Annotated in this window: 13 protein-coding genes, 1 tRNA gene and 1 riboswitch; of the genes, 6 read left to right on the top strand and 8 right to left on the bottom strand. The window is 61.0% G+C overall.

The window, feature by feature from the left end; translation table 11 throughout:
• The 4 genes from VNM72_07280 to VNM72_07265 all read right to left on the bottom strand — a co-directional run.
• Positions 1 to 372: carboxypeptidase-like regulatory domain-containing protein (locus VNM72_07280; protein ID HXF05202.1), on the bottom strand; the 372-nt coding region annotated here is incomplete at its 3' end.
• Positions 373 to 455: 83 nt separating this feature from the next.
• The gene (locus tag VNM72_07275; GenBank protein ID HXF05201.1) at positions 456 to 1,190 is read right to left on the bottom strand and encodes a TetR/AcrR family transcriptional regulator; all 735 of its coding nucleotides are present in this window, start codon (positions 1,188 to 1,190) and stop codon (positions 456 to 458) included.
• Positions 1,191 to 1,318: 128 nt separating this feature from the next.
• Positions 1,319 to 1,759 carry a hypothetical protein gene (locus tag VNM72_07270; GenBank protein ID HXF05200.1) on the bottom strand — a complete coding sequence of 147 codons (441 nt, stop codon included), beginning with the start codon at positions 1,757 to 1,759 and terminating at the stop codon, positions 1,319 to 1,321.
• Positions 1,760 to 1,848: 89 nt separating this feature from the next.
• A riboswitch (Fluoride riboswitch) is annotated at positions 1,849 to 1,920 on the bottom strand.
• Positions 1,921 to 1,934: 14 nt separating this feature from the next.
• Positions 1,935 to 2,141 carry a hypothetical protein gene (locus tag VNM72_07265; GenBank protein HXF05199.1) on the bottom strand — a complete coding sequence of 69 codons (207 nt, stop codon included), beginning with the start codon at positions 2,139 to 2,141 and terminating at the stop codon, positions 1,935 to 1,937.
• Positions 2,142 to 2,192: 51 nt separating this feature from the next.
• Here VNM72_07265 and pyrE point away from each other — a divergent pair, with 51 nt between their 5' ends.
• The 6 genes from pyrE (at position 2,193) to VNM72_07235 (ending at position 10,817) form a co-directional block, all read left to right on the top strand.
• Positions 2,193 to 2,792 carry an orotate phosphoribosyltransferase gene (gene pyrE / locus VNM72_07260; GenBank protein HXF05198.1) on the top strand — a complete coding sequence of 200 codons (600 nt, stop codon included), beginning with the start codon at positions 2,193 to 2,195 and terminating at the stop codon, positions 2,790 to 2,792.
• A gap of 70 nt (positions 2,793 to 2,862) precedes the next feature.
• Positions 2,863 to 3,642 (top strand): tRNA pseudouridine(38-40) synthase TruA, encoded by a 780-nt coding sequence (gene truA / locus VNM72_07255; GenBank protein ID HXF05197.1) that lies wholly within the window; start codon positions 2,863 to 2,865, stop codon positions 3,640 to 3,642.
• Between the two features lie 98 nt (positions 3,643 to 3,740).
• A complete protein-coding gene (locus VNM72_07250) occupies positions 3,741 to 4,538 on the top strand; it encodes an isoprenyl transferase (protein HXF05196.1) in 798 nt (265 codons plus the stop codon).
• Positions 4,539 to 5,002: 464 nt separating this feature from the next.
• The gene (locus VNM72_07245) at positions 5,003 to 7,126 is read left to right on the top strand and encodes a dehydrogenase E1 component subunit alpha/beta (GenBank protein ID HXF05195.1); all 2,124 of its coding nucleotides are present in this window, start codon (positions 5,003 to 5,005) and stop codon (positions 7,124 to 7,126) included.
• Positions 7,127 to 7,341: 215 nt separating this feature from the next.
• Complete coding sequence (locus VNM72_07240) at positions 7,342 to 9,843, top strand: S8 family serine peptidase (GenBank protein HXF05194.1); 2,502 nt, start codon at positions 7,342 to 7,344, stop codon at positions 9,841 to 9,843.
• A 233-nt stretch (positions 9,844 to 10,076) separates the two neighbouring features.
• Positions 10,077 to 10,817 carry an MBL fold metallo-hydrolase gene (locus VNM72_07235; GenBank protein ID HXF05193.1) on the top strand — a complete coding sequence of 247 codons (741 nt, stop codon included), beginning with the start codon at positions 10,077 to 10,079 and terminating at the stop codon, positions 10,815 to 10,817.
• 39 nt (positions 10,818 to 10,856) lie between these two features.
• Here the strand turns inward: VNM72_07235 and VNM72_07230 are convergent.
• The 4 genes from VNM72_07230 to VNM72_07215 form a co-directional block, all read right to left on the bottom strand.
• Positions 10,857 to 10,934 (bottom strand) — tRNA-His (locus VNM72_07230).
• Between the two features lie 860 nt (positions 10,935 to 11,794).
• Positions 11,795 to 13,399 carry an aldehyde dehydrogenase (NADP(+)) gene (locus VNM72_07225; protein HXF05192.1) on the bottom strand — a complete coding sequence of 535 codons (1,605 nt, stop codon included), beginning with the start codon at positions 13,397 to 13,399 and terminating at the stop codon, positions 11,795 to 11,797.
• A gap of 219 nt (positions 13,400 to 13,618) precedes the next feature.
• Complete coding sequence (locus tag VNM72_07220; GenBank protein ID HXF05191.1) at positions 13,619 to 14,512, bottom strand: dihydrodipicolinate synthase family protein; 894 nt, start codon at positions 14,510 to 14,512, stop codon at positions 13,619 to 13,621.
• A 140-nt stretch (positions 14,513 to 14,652) separates the two neighbouring features.
• Positions 14,653 to 15,305: FAD-dependent oxidoreductase (locus VNM72_07215; protein HXF05190.1), on the bottom strand; the 653-nt coding region annotated here is incomplete at its 5' end.

Raw genomic sequence — 15,305 nt, 5'->3', positions numbered from 1 at the left:
TTCCGCCGTCACGGTGACCACTTCGGTGGGAGCCGTCGCCAGGAGCGTCACATCCACCCGCGTCGTTTGGGTGATGCGAACGTCCACGCTCTCGATGACGACGCTCTTGAATCCCGCCGCCGAGACTTCCAGCTTGTAGCGGCCGGGCGTCACCAGTGGAAAGACGTAATCGCCAAGCGCGTTGGTGACCGTCTGACGCACCTCGCTCGTCGCCACATTGGTCAGCGTGACCGAGGCCGCCGCCACTCCCGCTCCCGTTTGATCCACCACCGTCCCCACGATCTGGCCGGTGGCTCCGGCTTGAGCGAAGACCGAGACGCCTCCGGCGAGCAAAGTGAGAACAGCGAGAAATGCTACCTTTCTCCGGTTCATAGGGTCCTCCTCGTCCGAAAGATAAGCTCTCGCCCGCGCTGTCGCCGGGCGAATCCTTCATCACGGCGCATGACAGCGCACCTTCACGGCAACGATCCGGATCGCACGCGCCGAAGGCGCTGCCTCGCCGCCTGCTTTTTCTTCTCCTCGGATCGAGGCGATGATCGTGCCCGCTCACGCCGAAGGCGCCGGAGTCCCTCCGGTCGCCAAATGCCTCGCGTGAAGATGTCGGTCAATCGAGCGATCACCCGATCATCGCTCAATCCGAAATGCTGATGGCCGCCAAAGAGCTTCTCCACCAGGAAGTAGTTGAAAAACTGCATGTAGGCCGCCGTGAACCCGACCGCCGGATCTACGCCATCCCAGACGGCGCGGCTTCGCTCCAGCGCGCGGAAATGATGCCGGAACTGCCGCCGGAGATTCCGCGTGAGATTCTCGAACATCTTGCGGAAGTGCCGATTGTGAAATTCCAGCACATCAATGTACATGAGCCGCCAGTAATCGGCATGATCGTTGACCAGCTCCTTGACCCGACGGGCGAAAGTCGTCAGGTTCTCCGGCAGCAAGGGCTCCTTCACCTCCTCGAAGATGGCGCGCAATCGCGCGTCTATCACCCGCTGGTACCGGTGAATGATGGACTGGAAGATGTGCTCCTTGGTGGGATAGTAGTTGTAGAGGTTGCCGAGGGAGACGCGGGCGCGACCGGCGATCTCCCGCATGGTCGTCCCGTGATAGCCTTGAGCGATGAAGAGCTGGGTCGCCGCCTCCTCGATGCGGGCCTTTCGTCTCTCGCGAGCGTCCTCGGTCAGTCGGGGCATCCCGTCGTCTCCTTAAAAAAACGAACGCTTGTTTTTTATACGAGCGCCCCCCGCCATGTCAAGAGATTTCTCCCGCGGTGATGAAAGAACCGCCTCCCCCGAGCGGTCAGGGCGTGGCGCCCGCCCCCTCATTCTCCCTCGGCCGCATGTCGGGGAGCGAGGATGATCCGCTCCAGGCGCTCGGCCAGAGCGATCAGGCGATCAATCTCCGGATCGAGACGGTGCGAGAGCTCGGGATCCACCTCCCCGTACCCGCGCAGTTTCGTCGAACGACAATCATGAAGCACCGACCAGAAATGCGAGAAATAACTGCGAAGAAGCCGACGGAGATTCACCGACTGGGGCTTCAACTGAAACGTCTCCCGCACCGACCGCAGCCCCCGACGGAACTCCTCGATGAGATGAACGATCTCCCGTCTCTCATCCGCTCCGAGATCGCTCGTGAGCTGGACCATTTCACCCACGAGCGGCTTCTCGGACAAATAGAAGCGCTCCATTTCCAGGAGCGCCCGGTCAACCAGAGCCAGGCTGACCTCGATGCGCCGTTGCTGATGCTCGTTCAGTCCCATATCCCATCCTTCCCTCTGCCGCTGAGCTGATTGTGTGCTCTCGGCCGATGAACGGACCAAAAGCAAAAGAAAAACTCCCGCTCGGGAAATTCCAAGCAGGAGTCATCAGCTCTGACCGCCATCAGAGCGGTTAAACGGCGAACTCCATCGCCACAGTCTAGAAGCGAGGAGTCTATCACAGGAGGTCCTCTCCGGCCAGAGCCAGCATGGCGATGCGCGGGATGGGTTCGGCAGAATCCGATGTCCCTCTGCTGGGCCGAGCGGATGAACGCAGAGGGACGACGCCATGTCCCTTCCCGAGCGGAAGTGTCGGTAGTGCCACCCCATCCGGGCTCTCCGGTGAGGGGCGAATCCTCCGCCGATTTTTGAAAAATGGTATCATCGTGCGTTATTTTCGTTGGTGTGTGGCAGACTCTTTATGGGAGGATCAACCGTGTCGGCTGTGACTCAATGGCTGGAGGCGGCGGGAGCGATCCTGGAGGGTCATTTTCAGCTCTCGTCGGGATTGCACAGTTCCCGTTATCTCCAGTGTGCTCTGGCGCTGCAATATCCCGAGGTGGCCAGTCGGCTGGGAGCACGGCTGGCTGACCACTTTCGTCACGAGCGCGTGGATGTCGTCATCGCGCCAGCTCTCGGTGGCATTCTCATCGGGCATGAGGTAGCACGCAGCCTCGGTACGCGTGCGATCTTTGCCGAACGTCAAGGGGGCGTGATGACGCTCCGCCGGGGATTCGCGCTCCGTCCCGGCGAGCGCGTGCTGGCCGTCGAGGATGTCGTGACCACGGGGAAGTCGCTCATGGAAATCATCGCCTTGATCCATCAGGGGGGAGCTGAACTCAGGGGCGTCGGCGCTCTCGTTGACCGCAGCACCACAAGCCTTAATTTTGGGGTTCCCTTTCGGGCTTTACTCACCTTGCCCATCCCCACCTTCCGGCCCGACGAGTGCCCGCTGTGCCGCGCCGGAGTGACTGTGACCATTCCGGGAAGCCGCTACCTGAGCGCCGAAGGCTCGGCGCCGCCCGATCTCACATAACACGAGCCGATGCCGTCCGGAATGATCCTTCATCCGGTCTGCGGAAGACGATCCCCGAGCCGTTACGCCGATGCGCAACGTTAAGATCATCCTCGAATACGACGGGACGGAATACCGGGGCTGGCAAATCCAGCCCGAGGGCCAGACGATTCAGGGTCTTCTCACCGAGATTCTCTCCCGACTCGATCATCGGCCGGTGACGATTCACGGCGCCAGTCGCACTGATGCCGGAGTCCACGCCTGCGGTCAGGTGGCCAATTTTTTCCTCCACCGCGAGATGGCCGAGGGCGACCTGCTGCGCGCTCTGAATGCCAATCTCCCCCCGGACGTGCGGGTGAAGCACGTGGAGTTCGTCCCGGCGGATTTTCACGCCCGCTATCAGGCGCTCTCGAAGACCTATCGCTATCGGATCTATTGCGGCCCGGTCGTGAGTCCGTTTCTTCATCGCTACGTCCATCACCTGGTTGTTCCCGTCGAACTCGAACCGATGGAGAAGGCGGCTCAGGTTCTCCTCGGCGAGCACGATTTCAGCGCGTTTTCCACCCGCGAGCGTCCGGGGCGATCACGGATTCGTCGCGTCCTGGCCGTGAAGCTGTGGCGTCGCCAGGAGATGATAACGTTCGAGATCACGGCCAACGGATTCCTTCGCTACATGGTGCGCACCATTATGGGAACCCTGTGTGAGATCGGTCGCGGGAAACGCCCGGTCGAGGATATGGCGTACCTGCTTCAGGCCAGGGATCGGCGTCTGGCCGGCCCGACGCTTCCGGCTAAGGGACTGACGCTTATCCGCGTTGACTACGGAGAGACGGGCCCTCCCGGCGGTGAAAGCGAACTGTCCGTCACCTGATCCTCTCCACGCCCTGCGTCCTATGGCCGTTGGCCGTCACGCCGCATTGCGGGAGCGGAGCCGCTCGACTACCATTGATCGTGTCCGGGGCACAATCCATGAGCGATCTGGTGAAGAATTTTGAGGGCCTCATCAAGAAGGGCTCGCGCGAGGAACAGCTCCTGCGACAGATTGATCCCGAGCGGCTTCCCCGTCATGTTGCCATCATCATGGACGGCAACGGCCGTTGGGCGCTGCGTCGTCATCAACCGCGCATCATGGGGCATCGGGCGGGAGCTGAATCCGCCCGGATCGTCGTCGAAGCCGCTGCCCGCCTGGAGATCCCCATCCTGACGCTCTATGCCTTCTCGACGGAAAACTGGAAGCGTCCGGCCGATGAAGTGGAGGCCCTCATGACGTTGCTTCGTGAGTTCCTGCGCAAGGAACTCGATACGCTGAAAAAGAACGGCATTCGCCTGCGCGTCATCGGACGGATGGAAGGGCTCGACGCGGAGATTCAGCAGAACCTCCGCCAGGCCATGCGGGAAACCGAGGCCAATCGCAGGCTTTTGCTCAACGTCGCCCTCAACTACAGCGGACGTGCCGAGATCGTTGACGCCGTCCGTCTCCTCTGCCGGGACTGTCTGGAGAAACGGATTGATCCCCAGGCGATCACCGAGGATACTTTTTCCCGCTATCTCTACACGGCGGATGTTCCCGATCCCGATCTGCTCATTCGCACAAGCGGCGAGATGCGGCTGAGCAATTTTCTCCTCTGGCAGATCGCCTACACCGAACTCTATCTGACGGAGACGCTCTGGCCGGATTTTCGTCGGGCGCACTTCTTCTCGGCCATCATCGAATACCAGAAGCGCGAACGCCGCTACGGTGGGGTCGGTTCCTTTTCTCCCCGGTAGAGCATCGTACACCCCTTCGGGTCAGAGCACTGCAGATAACCCGACGTTGAAATCGGCTTCCTCCCGGATCTGCGAAGAGTTGAGGCCCCTCACTGCCGGCAGCGAGAGAACGCGAGGATTAGAGCAATTTGCAAATGAGTTTCCTCTTGGAGCGCACGCTTCCAGCTCGCTTCGGGCCCGCAAGGGGGCGGCGCTCCCCGGCTACGGGCAATTGACAGCCGCTGCAGGTTTGAGCGTCGTGATCGTTCCAAAGATGGGAGCCATTATTTAGGTCACGAGTTACTGCTCTAAAACCCAAATAGTGGGCGAGAAATTTTCTGACACCCAAGTGAGCGATACCACGGAAGGTCCATTGACCTCGTGGGGGCCGATCAGTAAACTATCTCCTCACAAACTGTCGAAGCGAGCGAAGTGATCCGGAGCCGGGGCATGATCACAGATCAACCGCAAGGGAGGCCAACCACATGGAGGTGAAAACTGCCGCCCGCGTCGCCGCCCGGTATCAGGGGTTAAGTCCCGACGTTCTCCTCAACGCCTACCGCACCATGTATCTCTCTCGCCGAATTGATGACAAAGAGATTCAGCTCAAGCGGCAGAACAAAATTTTCTTCCAGATCAATGGTGTCGGTCACGAGGCGGTTCTCATCGCTGCCGGTCTCGTTCTCCGTCCGGGCTATGATTGGTTTTATGCCTACTATCGGGACCGGGCGTTGATGCTGGCGCTGGGGGCGACGCCCAAGGAGATGTTCCTTCAGGCCGTCGGTGCGGCCGCCGATCCGAGTTCCGGCGGACGTCAGATGCCGTCGCATTGGGGATTCAAACGGTTGAACGTCGTCTCAAGATCCTCGCCGACGGGCACCCAGTTTCTCCAGGCCGTTGGCTGCGCGGAAGCCGGGCGCTACTACGAACTGGTGGAAGAGATCGCCGACCGCGCCAGTCGGTTTCATGCCGACGAGGTCGTCTACGTGTCGAGCGGTGACGGCGCGACGAGCGAAGGCGAATTCTGGGAGTCGCTCAACACGGCCTGTGGATTGAAGCTCCCCATCCTCTATCTCATCGAGGACAATGGCTACGCCATCTCGGTTCCGGTCGAAGTGCAAACTGCCGGAGGAAGCATCTCGAAACTCGTGCGCAGCTTCCCCTCCCTGCTCGTGCGGGAGTGTGACGGAACTGATCTGCTCGAAAGTTACGCCACGTTGCAGGAGGCGGTGACGTATGTGCGTCAACGACGCGGGCCGGCGCTCGTTCATGCTCACGTGATTCGTCCCTACTCGCATTCGCTCTCGGATGACGAGACGCTCTACAAGCCGCCGGAGGAACGAGAAGAGGAAGCGCAACGCGATCCCCTGCGACGATTGGAAGAATTTCTGCTGGCGGAAGGATTGGCCGATCCCGAGTGGTTCGCGATGGTGCGGGCTGAAGTGGACGAGGAGGTCAATCGGGCGGCTGAGGAAGCGCTGGCCTCACCCCAGCCAGCTCCTCAGACGGCGACGCTCTACGTTTACTCGCCGACGGTGGATCCGACATCGCCCGCCTTTGCCACCGATCCGCAGTTCTCCGGCGAGCCCAAGACGATGGTGGATTTGCTCAACGCGTGCTTGCGCGATGAGATGGAGCGCGATCCCCGCATCGTCATCTTCGGCGAAGATGTCGCCGATTGCAGCCGCGAGCAGTATCTCGATCGGGTGAAGGGCAAGGGCGGCGTCTTCAAAGTCACGCACAATCTCCAGCGTCGGTTCGGATCGCATCGGGTCTTCAACTCGCCCCTGGCTGAAGCCAACATCATCGGGCGAGCCATCGGGATGGCGACGCGCGGACTCAAGCCGGTGGTCGAGATTCAGTTCTTCGATTACATCTGGCCGGCCATGATGCAATTGAGGAATGAGCTGGCGCTCATGCGCTGGCGCTCCAATAATGCCTGGTCGTGCCCGGTCGTCGTCCGGGTTCCCATCGGAGGATACCTGCAAGGCGGCGCCATCTATCACAGTCAATCGGGTGAGAGCATCTTCACGCACATTCCCGGCCTGCGCGTCGTCATGCCCTCCACGGCCCTGGATGCCAACGGATTGTTGCGCACGGCCATCCGGTCGGATGATCCCGTGCTCTTTCTCGAACACAAACACCTCTATCGGCAAACCTACAACAAGAGTCCCTATCCCGGCCCCGATTACATGATCCCCTTCGGCAAAGCAAAGATCGTGCGGGAGGGACGCGACCTCACCCTCATCACTTATGGAGCGCTGGTCCATCGGTCGCTCTTGGCAGCCAAACAGGTCGAAGAAGAATACGGCCTGCAGGTCGAAGTCATTGATCTGCGGAGCTTGAACCCCTACGATTGGGAGACGATCTCCCGCTCGGTCAAGAAAACGAGCAAAGTCATCGTCGCCCACGAGGACTCGCTCTCCTGGGGATTTGGTGCGGAGATCGCTGCGCGGATCGCCGATGAGTTGTTTGAGGACCTTGACGGCCCCGTCCGTCGCGTGGGGGCGCTGGATACGTTCGTGGGTTACGCGCCGGCTCTGGAAGATACCATCCTGCCCCAGGTGGAAGACCTCGTGCGGGCGATCCTCGACCTGGCGGCTTATTGATCGAGGCCCCGGAACTCACCCTTTTTATGAGGGGGCCTCTTTTTCTCCACCGGGTTCACAGGATATTCCATCACAGATTGCGGGTGATTTCAGTGGAGGATCATTCGCGGCGTCCTGATGGGCTTATGGGCACTTGCCCGACCTCCTTGTGGCGCTCGATCCCTTGTGTATAATGCCTGCCCATGAGGATAGCTTGTGATGGAGGTGAGCGCACCATGCGACCGAATGACCGACAGCGCATCATCTGCGGTTTGCTTGTTCTCCTCACTCTCGCGCCTCTTCCCGGCCTGGCTCATCGGCAAGAGGAGATGGTTGCCGGCACGATGGAGGAGAAGCTTCGTCGGGCCCGTTTGATTGCTCAGGTCGCCGAACGAGTTGACGATCGGATCGCCGTCATTGTCGTATTGGCCGATGAGCCGCTGGCCACCTATCGTGGAGGTCGAGCCGGTCTGGCGGCCACGAGTATCGCCGTCGCGCCGGACAACCGGGTGGGAGGGAAGCTCGATCTTGAGTCCCCCGCGTCACGGGCCTATCTCCAGTTTCTTCGCCGTGCGCAGGATGATTTCGCTGCACGATTGCGCCAGGTGAGTCCCCGCGCGACCATCCACAAGCGCTATCAGATCGTACTCAACGGAGTGGCTCTGACAGTTCCCCCCGATGACATCGAACGTCTGGCCTCGCTGCCGGAGGTGAAGGACATTATCCCCATCGTCCCGCTTCATCTTATGGTGGCACGACCGATGACGACCCTGCCGCTCGATGTGAGCAACGATCTGATGGGGGCTCCGGCGCTGTGGGAGGCCGTGGGGGGAATAGATCGGGCAGGCCTCGGCATCACAATCGGCATCATTGATACCGGCGTGGATTTCAGCAATCCGATGTTTCAAGACCCCCAGTTGGTCCCGCCACCGGGATTCCCGCGCGGAGATCTCAGTCTGGCCAATAACAAGGTGATCGTGGCCAAGGTCCTGCCTTCGATTTTGATCTCCGCCGGCTTCCCCGGCATTGATCCGCGCCATCGCACGGCGCAAGATCTCGTCGGTCACGGAACGCATGTGGCCAGTTGTGCGGCTGGAGCCCGCGTTGATCTGTCGTCGCGTCCGGGGGCGCGACCGGTCGTCCTCAGCGGAGTCGCTCCCAAAGCCTTCATCGCCAGCTATCGCGTTTTCGCGCCCGTGGGCGGTGTGGATAGCCTGCTCGATGGGATTGAGGAAGCCGTGCGTGACGGCGTGGATGTCATCAACATCAGCCTGGGGACGCCCGCAGCGCCGCCTCCGCTGATCGGAGAATTTCTCTATGATCAACTCGACCGCGCGGCCAATAACGCCGTGGAAGCAGGCATTTTTGTCGTTGCCGCAGCGGGCAACGAAGGCGAACCCACAAACGAGAATCAGAATCCGGCCGGAGGCACGATTGGAAGTCCCGCCAATGCCAGTCGCGTTCTCACCGTTGGAGCCACGACGAATTCTCATATCGGGGCTCCCAGTTCCGCCCTCGTGCGGCTGCGCATTACCGAACCCACACCCCCGACCGAACTTAATGGGGTGATCGGCGTCAAAGGCGCCAACGGTGCTCGCCCATTCCCCGAGACGCCTCTTTCAGGGCAGCTCGTGGACGTGGATCTGATTGATAACGGCAAGGCCGATGGAAGCGGTCTGGCCTGTAGCCGATTGCCCGAGGGCTCGCTCACCGGAGCCATCGCCTTCATTCAACGAGGCAGTTGCTTTTTCTCGGAGAAGGTGGAGAATGCGGCTCAAGCCGGTGCTGTGGCCGTTGTTTTCTTCAACCACGCGGATGGGGGAGATGACTTGCCCATCCCCGATCTTCGCGGAGCTTCTCTGCCCGCCGTCCTCATTCAGCATACGACGGGTCGAGCCTTAAAAGAATTTCTGGACCAGACCGCTGAAACCGGCCGCACTGCCCAAGCCATCATCGAGAACGCTCCAACGGAGACGCCGACGCTGACGCTGGCGGCGCAGCCGAATCTTCTCGTGGGGATCAGCTCGCGGGGACCGGCGCGAAACTTCGACATCAAGCCCGACGTGGTCACCGTGGGTGTGGGCAGCTATGCGGCCGTTCAGGATGATGACCCCCGAGGGGAAGGACGCTTCCCCGTCCCTCGCGGATTGGAAGATCGGCTGCCTCCGACATCGTATGATCCCTCGGGATTTACTTTCCTCAGCGGGACGAGCTTCGCCGCTCCGCGCGCAGCCGGTGTCGCGGCGCTGGTCAAGCAGCTTCGCCCGACCTGGACTCCCGATGAGATCAAATCGGCCATCATGACGACGGCGTCGCGGCCTCCGGCTCTGGCCGAGCGACGCGTGATGGATCGTGGCTCCGGCCTCATCAACATGCCGGCGCTCGCTCGCGTGATGACGACCGTTGATCCCCCCAGTCACAGCTTTGGTCGTCAGGATGCCCGCCGCAATCGTAGTCTCATGCGCGCGTTCACGCTCAAGAACCACTCGTCACGACCGACCACCTACCAGATCACCGTCACACTCACGGTGGCCGATCCCGGCATCACGGTCGCCCTCAACCGCACGACCCTTACGGTGGCACCCGGCAGTATCGGCCAATTCACGCTCACCGTGACCATCGCTCCCACCATCCCCAGAGGGGTCAACGATTGGGAAGGGTTCATCTCTATCAGCGATGGAGATGTCACCATCCCCGGCGCACTCTATGTCCCTTTCTGGGTGAGAACGGTGAGATGACCGGAGCCAGTTCGGATACGCCATGGTTGAGCGATTCCATGAAAGGTCGGGGGTCGCGTGCGGGTTCCCCGGCCCGGTTGAAGTTGCTCGGAAGCTTCCGCTATGATGAACGCCTGCACGATTGGCTCTTTGACACCGCCCTTTGCACCGGTGCGGAGTTGCGTGCAATCAGGCCCGTGAGCCGGCGCTGGGACGAGGAACACTCACGCCAATTTTAATCGGGAGGGCGCCCCATGACGGGAAAGACCACAAGCGCGTTGGGTATCGCAGGGATCCTTCTTCTCGGTCTGGCGGGGGCAGCGAGTCCCCAGAAATCGAGCGATGTCATTGCCACCCCGGAAGGGGAGATCAGGATCACTCCCATCGTGCACGCGAGCGTCATGCTGGAATTCAAAGGGAAAGTGATCCACATTGACCCCACCTCACGAGCAGGCCCCGCGGAGCTTCCCAAAGCCGATCTCATCCTCATCACCGATATTCACGGTGATCACATGGACCGGGCGATGGTGACGCGATTGAAGAAAGAGACGACGGTCATCATCGCTCCGGCAGCAGTGGCGCGCACGATCACCGAAGCGCGTGTTCTGGCTAACGGCGAGAAGACAACCGTCGCAGGGATCACAATCGAGGCCGTGCCGATGTACAATCTCGTTCGTGGTCCCGGTCCCGGTCAGCTCTATCACACCAAGGGACGCGGCAACGGATATATCCTCACGCTCGGCGGCAAGCGCCTCTACATCTCCGGTGATACCGAATGCGTACCGGAAATCAAAGCCCTCAAGAATATTGATGCCGCCTTCCTGACGATGAATCTTCCCTTCACCATGCCGCCGGAGGAGGCAGCCGAGTGCGTCAAGGCATTCCGTCCGCGCATCGTCTATCCCTATCACCATCGCGGCTCGGATGTGAATGCGTTCGCCTCTCTGCTCAAAGAGGAGAAGGGGATCGAAGTGAGAATCCTCAAGTGGTACTGAACCGGTGGGAAGAGGCGCGACCGGGAGGAAATTTAAGGATGGGGCGAGCAGCGGGACTTGAACCCGCAACCCCTTGATCCACAGTCAAGTGCTCTGACCAGGTTGAGCTATGCTCGCCACCCAAGCGGGTGAAATTGTAGCCGAGTTGCCCCGCCTTCGCTAGACCCGAAATCGTCTCGCCGGAGACCAAGCGGGAGACGTCCGTCACGCTCACGATCATCCCGCCCCCGGATGTCCCCGTCGGAGATTACAAGGTGCGGCTGAAGACCGAAAGCTATGCCTACGGACGGCGTGTTCCCCCGGAAGACAAAATCTACCGCTCAGCGTCAAAGCGCAGGCCAATATCTGGGGGACGGCGGGACTGGTGGGCGGGTTGTTGCTTCTGGTCATCGGGATCATCGTCTTCGGCATCGGGCTCGCCCGACGATGAAAGATCCCTGTGAATCCGCATCCATCCCTGGTGAAACACTCGAGCGACGTTGGGAAACGATGTGGGTGAACACCAAAGGAGACGGATCAGTTTCCTCATCCGTGTTGATCCGCGTCCATCCGCGGTGAATTTCGGAGGGAGTCATTCATAGCGGGCCTCTGGCCCGCTAAACGAGCTGGCGGGACGCGTGCGATCCCGGAGTTTTCACCATCCCTGATGTGCGTGAGCACATGGACGATTCCTCCGAAAAAGAAGCGCAGATTGCTCAGGTTCACACCGATTTTTCTCTCTGAGGAGAATCGGCTGTCTCTGGCTTTCAGAGAAGAGAATCTCCGACACACAAGCGGCACCAAGAGGTACTTCTCATCGCTTCCCGCCGCCCAATAAAACCTCAAACCACCTCCCATTCAAGGTCACGTCCCCAGCTTTCATGAAGGCAGCGAACGCGTCTCGGGTGAAGCGGCAGCGACACTCCTCGGGGGGACCGATGCCCGCCGTCTGAAATTCTCATCAGGCGCAGGCCACTGCCGGTGATCGCCCGTGGGGCTCAAACGCTTCTGGCAGGCAGCGGCTCCCGCGTCCACTGCCCATCCACCATTCGCCAGATGCCCAACGGGTTTTCATCCTTCAGCTCATCGGGCAGCGCCGCATCGGGAAAATTCTGATAGCACACGGGACGGGTGAAACGGTAAATCGCCCGCGTGCCCACTGACGTGGATCGGCCGTCGGACGTCGCCGGGAAGGGACCGCCGTGCACCATGGCGTGACAGACCTCAACGCCAGTGGGAAAGCCGTTGATGATGAGTCGTCCCACCTTCGTCTCCAGAATGGCGATGAGGTCGTGAAACCCGGCGAGGTCTTCTTCCGTTGCATGGAGCGTCGCCGTCAATTGCCCTTCGAGCGAACGGGCGATGTGAAGCACCTCCTCCCGGCTAGAACAGGTAATCAGCAGCGTGGAAGGGCCGAAAACTTCAGTACTCAACTCCGGCTCGGCCAGCCACGACGCCGCATCGGTTTGAAACAGCGCCGCACTCGCTTGACAGGAGGCTGCCGGCTCCGGCGCGGGAACAAGGGTCTTCAGCCGGGGATGCGAATGGCGAGCCGTCACGGCTGCGCGATAGGCCGACGAGATTCCCGGCGTCAAAAGTGTGAACGGGCTGGTGGTGACCATTAATTCGGTGAGCTTCTCGATGAACCGGGAGAGGCCGTTCGTCTCTTCGAGCACAACGATGCCGGGCTTGGTGCAAAACTGACCGGCTCCGAGCGTCACGGATGAATGAAGACCTGCGGCGATTTGTTCTCCCCGCTGGCCGAGAGCACCCCGCAGGATGAAAATCGGGTTGATGCTGCTCATCTCGGCGTAGAACGGAATCGGTTCGGGACGCGTGGCGATCGCCTGCATCAGAGCGAGCCCGGCTGCCCGCGAGCCAGTGAATCCCACGGCTTTCACCAGAGGATGCGTCACCAGAGCGCGCCCAACTTCCGTTCCGGCATCAAAGAGCAGCGAGAAAACCCCTTCGGGCAAGCCACAGGCGCCAACGGCCTCGCCAATGGCACTGCCGACCAGTTCCGATGTCCCGGGATGGGCGGGATGGGCTTTGACGATCACCGGACAGCCCGCCGCTAATGCCGACGCCGTGTCTCCACCGGCAACGGAAAACGCCAGCGGAAAATTGCTCGCACCAAAAACAACGACCGGACCGAGCGGGCGCTGAAGCGATCGCACATCCGGCTTCGGCAGGGGTTGACGCGCGGGATCTCCACGATCAATGCGGGCATCCACCCAAGATCCCTCTTCGACGAGATCGGCGAAAAGCCGGAGTTGAAAGCAGGTTCGCGCGCGCTCGGCCTGCACGCGGGCGGGCGGTAACGCCGTCTCGGCCACGACCCGCTCGATCAAAGCGTCGCCCAGCGCCTCGATGTTGGCGGCAATCCGGCGTAGGAAAAGAGCCTTCTGCCGACCCGATGCCCGGCTGTAGAGAGGAAATGCCTGACTGGCCAGGCGCACCGCCTCATTGACATCCTCAGCGCTGGCCGAGTAGTACATCGGCATCAGCTTTTCACCCGTTGCCGGATTGAATCCCTGAAAGGCCTCTCGTCCGGGGCGAGCACGGCGAGAACCGATGAGCGATGTCCCGTGAAGCTCCACCATCATCCTCCTCCGAAAATAGCCGGGAAGCGCAGGCGCCTTTCCCACCGGTCCTGCCACTGAGAAGAAGCACGCTTGCCCGTGCGCTCCCCGTTCTCATCGTTCGTCGTAGACTCATTGAGCGATTCCTCTAAAAATCGTCTCCCGACAGATGATCGCATCCGCAGGCACGTGGGCGGTGAGGCCCATTTCCTTCTCCCCCGCATTTGTTTACGGACCCGCTCACAAGGATGGACGCGACGCCAACGCCGTCCGAATGATCGCACGGGCCTGTTCGAGTTCCGCGCCCACCAGCTCCAATCGAGGCGGACGAACGCGCGCGTTACCCATGCCGACTTCCTGCTGCACCAGCTTGATGAGCTGAACGAACTTCGGCACCGTATCCATGCGCAGAAGTGGCAAGAACCAGCGATAGAGTGCGAACGCTTTCTCCCACTCCCCCCGCCGCGCCAGGTCAAAGAGAGTGACGGATTCTTTCGGCAAGGCGTTGACGAGTCCGGCGATCCATCCGACGGCTCCCATGGCGATGCCCTCGACGATGGCATCGTCCACGCCGACAAAGACGGCCAGCCGATCTCCAACGAGTGCCCGAATGGCCGTCACGCGGCGGACATCGGTGCTGGACTCCTTGACGGCGTGAAAATTTTCATGCTCCGCCGCCAGTTCGGCGATCTGTTCGGGCAGGAAATCGGTGCCGTAAGCGACAGGGTTGTTGTAGAGCATGCAGGAGAGGCGCGTCGCACGAAAAACGGCCGCCACATGAGCTTTCATCTCGCGCCAGTCGCCCCGATAGACGTAGGGCGGTAAGACCATCAATCCCCGGCAGCCGATCTTCTCCGCCTGACGGGCAATCTCGACGGCTTCGGCAGTGCTCAAGGCTGAGACTGCCGAGACAACCGGCACCCGGTCACCGACCGCCTGAACGCAGGTGCGCAGGATGTCGAGCTTTTCATTGAACGACAGCGTCGCCCCTTCTCCGAGCGACCCCAGGGCTACGATCCCGGTGCACCCGTGATCCACCAGCCACCGGCAGTGACGGGCCATAAACGCATGATCAACAGCGAGCGTCTCATCAAAACAGGTTGTGATTGCGGGCATTACGCCCATCCACGTCATCGTCATTGTCCTTTCCTCCTGCTGATGCGAGGGGCAGAGGGCCCTCGCACAAAATCACGACAAATCCACCGACCCGCGCAAATGACAACGGCGATCTGCGCGCCTCCGTGTTCATCGGTGGACATCGGCGTTTTCGCTCCTCACGTCGCCAGCCCCTCTCTCGCCGTGAGGGAGCCTTGCATCAGGCTCTCAATCCGAGCGGGAAAGAGAGGAGGTCGTACCGAATCGCGCTCCCATCCGAGAAGGAATTCAACGGCGGTACCGCAGACGCGTCCCTGACACGGACCCATGCCGCAGCGGGTGTGAAGCTTGGCCTCGCGCCAGGAGCGAAAGCGACGCACCCGACCAAAGAGCACATCTTCGCAGCGACAGAGAATTGTCTCGTCGGTGGGAAGCGCCTTCAGTTCGTCGCTCAGGGTAAAAGTTTCCTCCAGGAGGCGAGCGAATCGGTGCCACCGCTGGCGTCGCCCGAACAGGCGACGAGCGACATCGAAGCGTCCGCTGGCGGCATATCCGGCGATCTCTCCCTCGACGAGCGCCCGCTCGACACCGCCGATGCCCGTCGGCTCTCCGGCAGCGAAAACTCCCGGAACGGTCGTCTCTTGAAATTCGTTCACGCGAACGCATCCGTTCTCGACGACACAACCGAGATGCTGCGCCAGCTCGACATTGGGCACGAGATGAAAGCCACAGGCCAGATAATCGCACGGAAGATCCCACCGACGCGAGCCCTGACAGAGGGTGACGTAAAGGGTCGCACCTTCAGAGTGAGCGGCGACCGGCCAGCACCGGG

The organism is Blastocatellia bacterium, from assembly GCA_035573895.1.
Lineage (GTDB): Bacteria > Acidobacteriota > Blastocatellia > HR10 > HR10 > DATLZR01.
The sequence above is the reverse complement of the archived record's forward strand: the minus strand, read 5'-3'. Positions and strand labels throughout refer to the sequence as shown.

Excerpts from the sequence above, each read along its gene's own strand:
- VNM72_07225 (HXF05192.1), bottom strand. The coding sequence starts at position 13,399 with ATGGTGGAGCTTCACGGGACATCGCTCATCGGTTCTCGCCGTGCTCGC.
- VNM72_07275 (HXF05201.1), bottom strand. The coding sequence starts at position 1,190 with ATGCCCCGACTGACCGAGGACGCTCGCGAGAGACGAAAGGCCCGCATC.
- VNM72_07245 (HXF05195.1), top strand. The coding sequence starts at position 5,003 with ATGGAGGTGAAAACTGCCGCCCGCGTCGCCGCCCGGTATCAGGGGTTA.
- VNM72_07270 (HXF05200.1), bottom strand. The coding sequence starts at position 1,759 with ATGGGACTGAACGAGCATCAGCAACGGCGCATCGAGGTCAGCCTGGCT.
- VNM72_07240 (HXF05194.1), top strand. The coding sequence starts at position 7,342 with ATGCGACCGAATGACCGACAGCGCATCATCTGCGGTTTGCTTGTTCTC.
- VNM72_07250 (HXF05196.1), top strand. The coding sequence starts at position 3,741 with ATGAGCGATCTGGTGAAGAATTTTGAGGGCCTCATCAAGAAGGGCTCG.
- VNM72_07235 (HXF05193.1), top strand. The coding sequence starts at position 10,077 with ATGACGGGAAAGACCACAAGCGCGTTGGGTATCGCAGGGATCCTTCTT.
- truA (HXF05197.1), top strand. The coding sequence starts at position 2,863 with ATGCGCAACGTTAAGATCATCCTCGAATACGACGGGACGGAATACCGG.
- VNM72_07220 (HXF05191.1), bottom strand. The coding sequence starts at position 14,512 with ATGACGTGGATGGGCGTAATGCCCGCAATCACAACCTGTTTTGATGAG.
- VNM72_07265 (HXF05199.1), bottom strand. The coding sequence starts at position 2,141 with ATGATACCATTTTTCAAAAATCGGCGGAGGATTCGCCCCTCACCGGAG.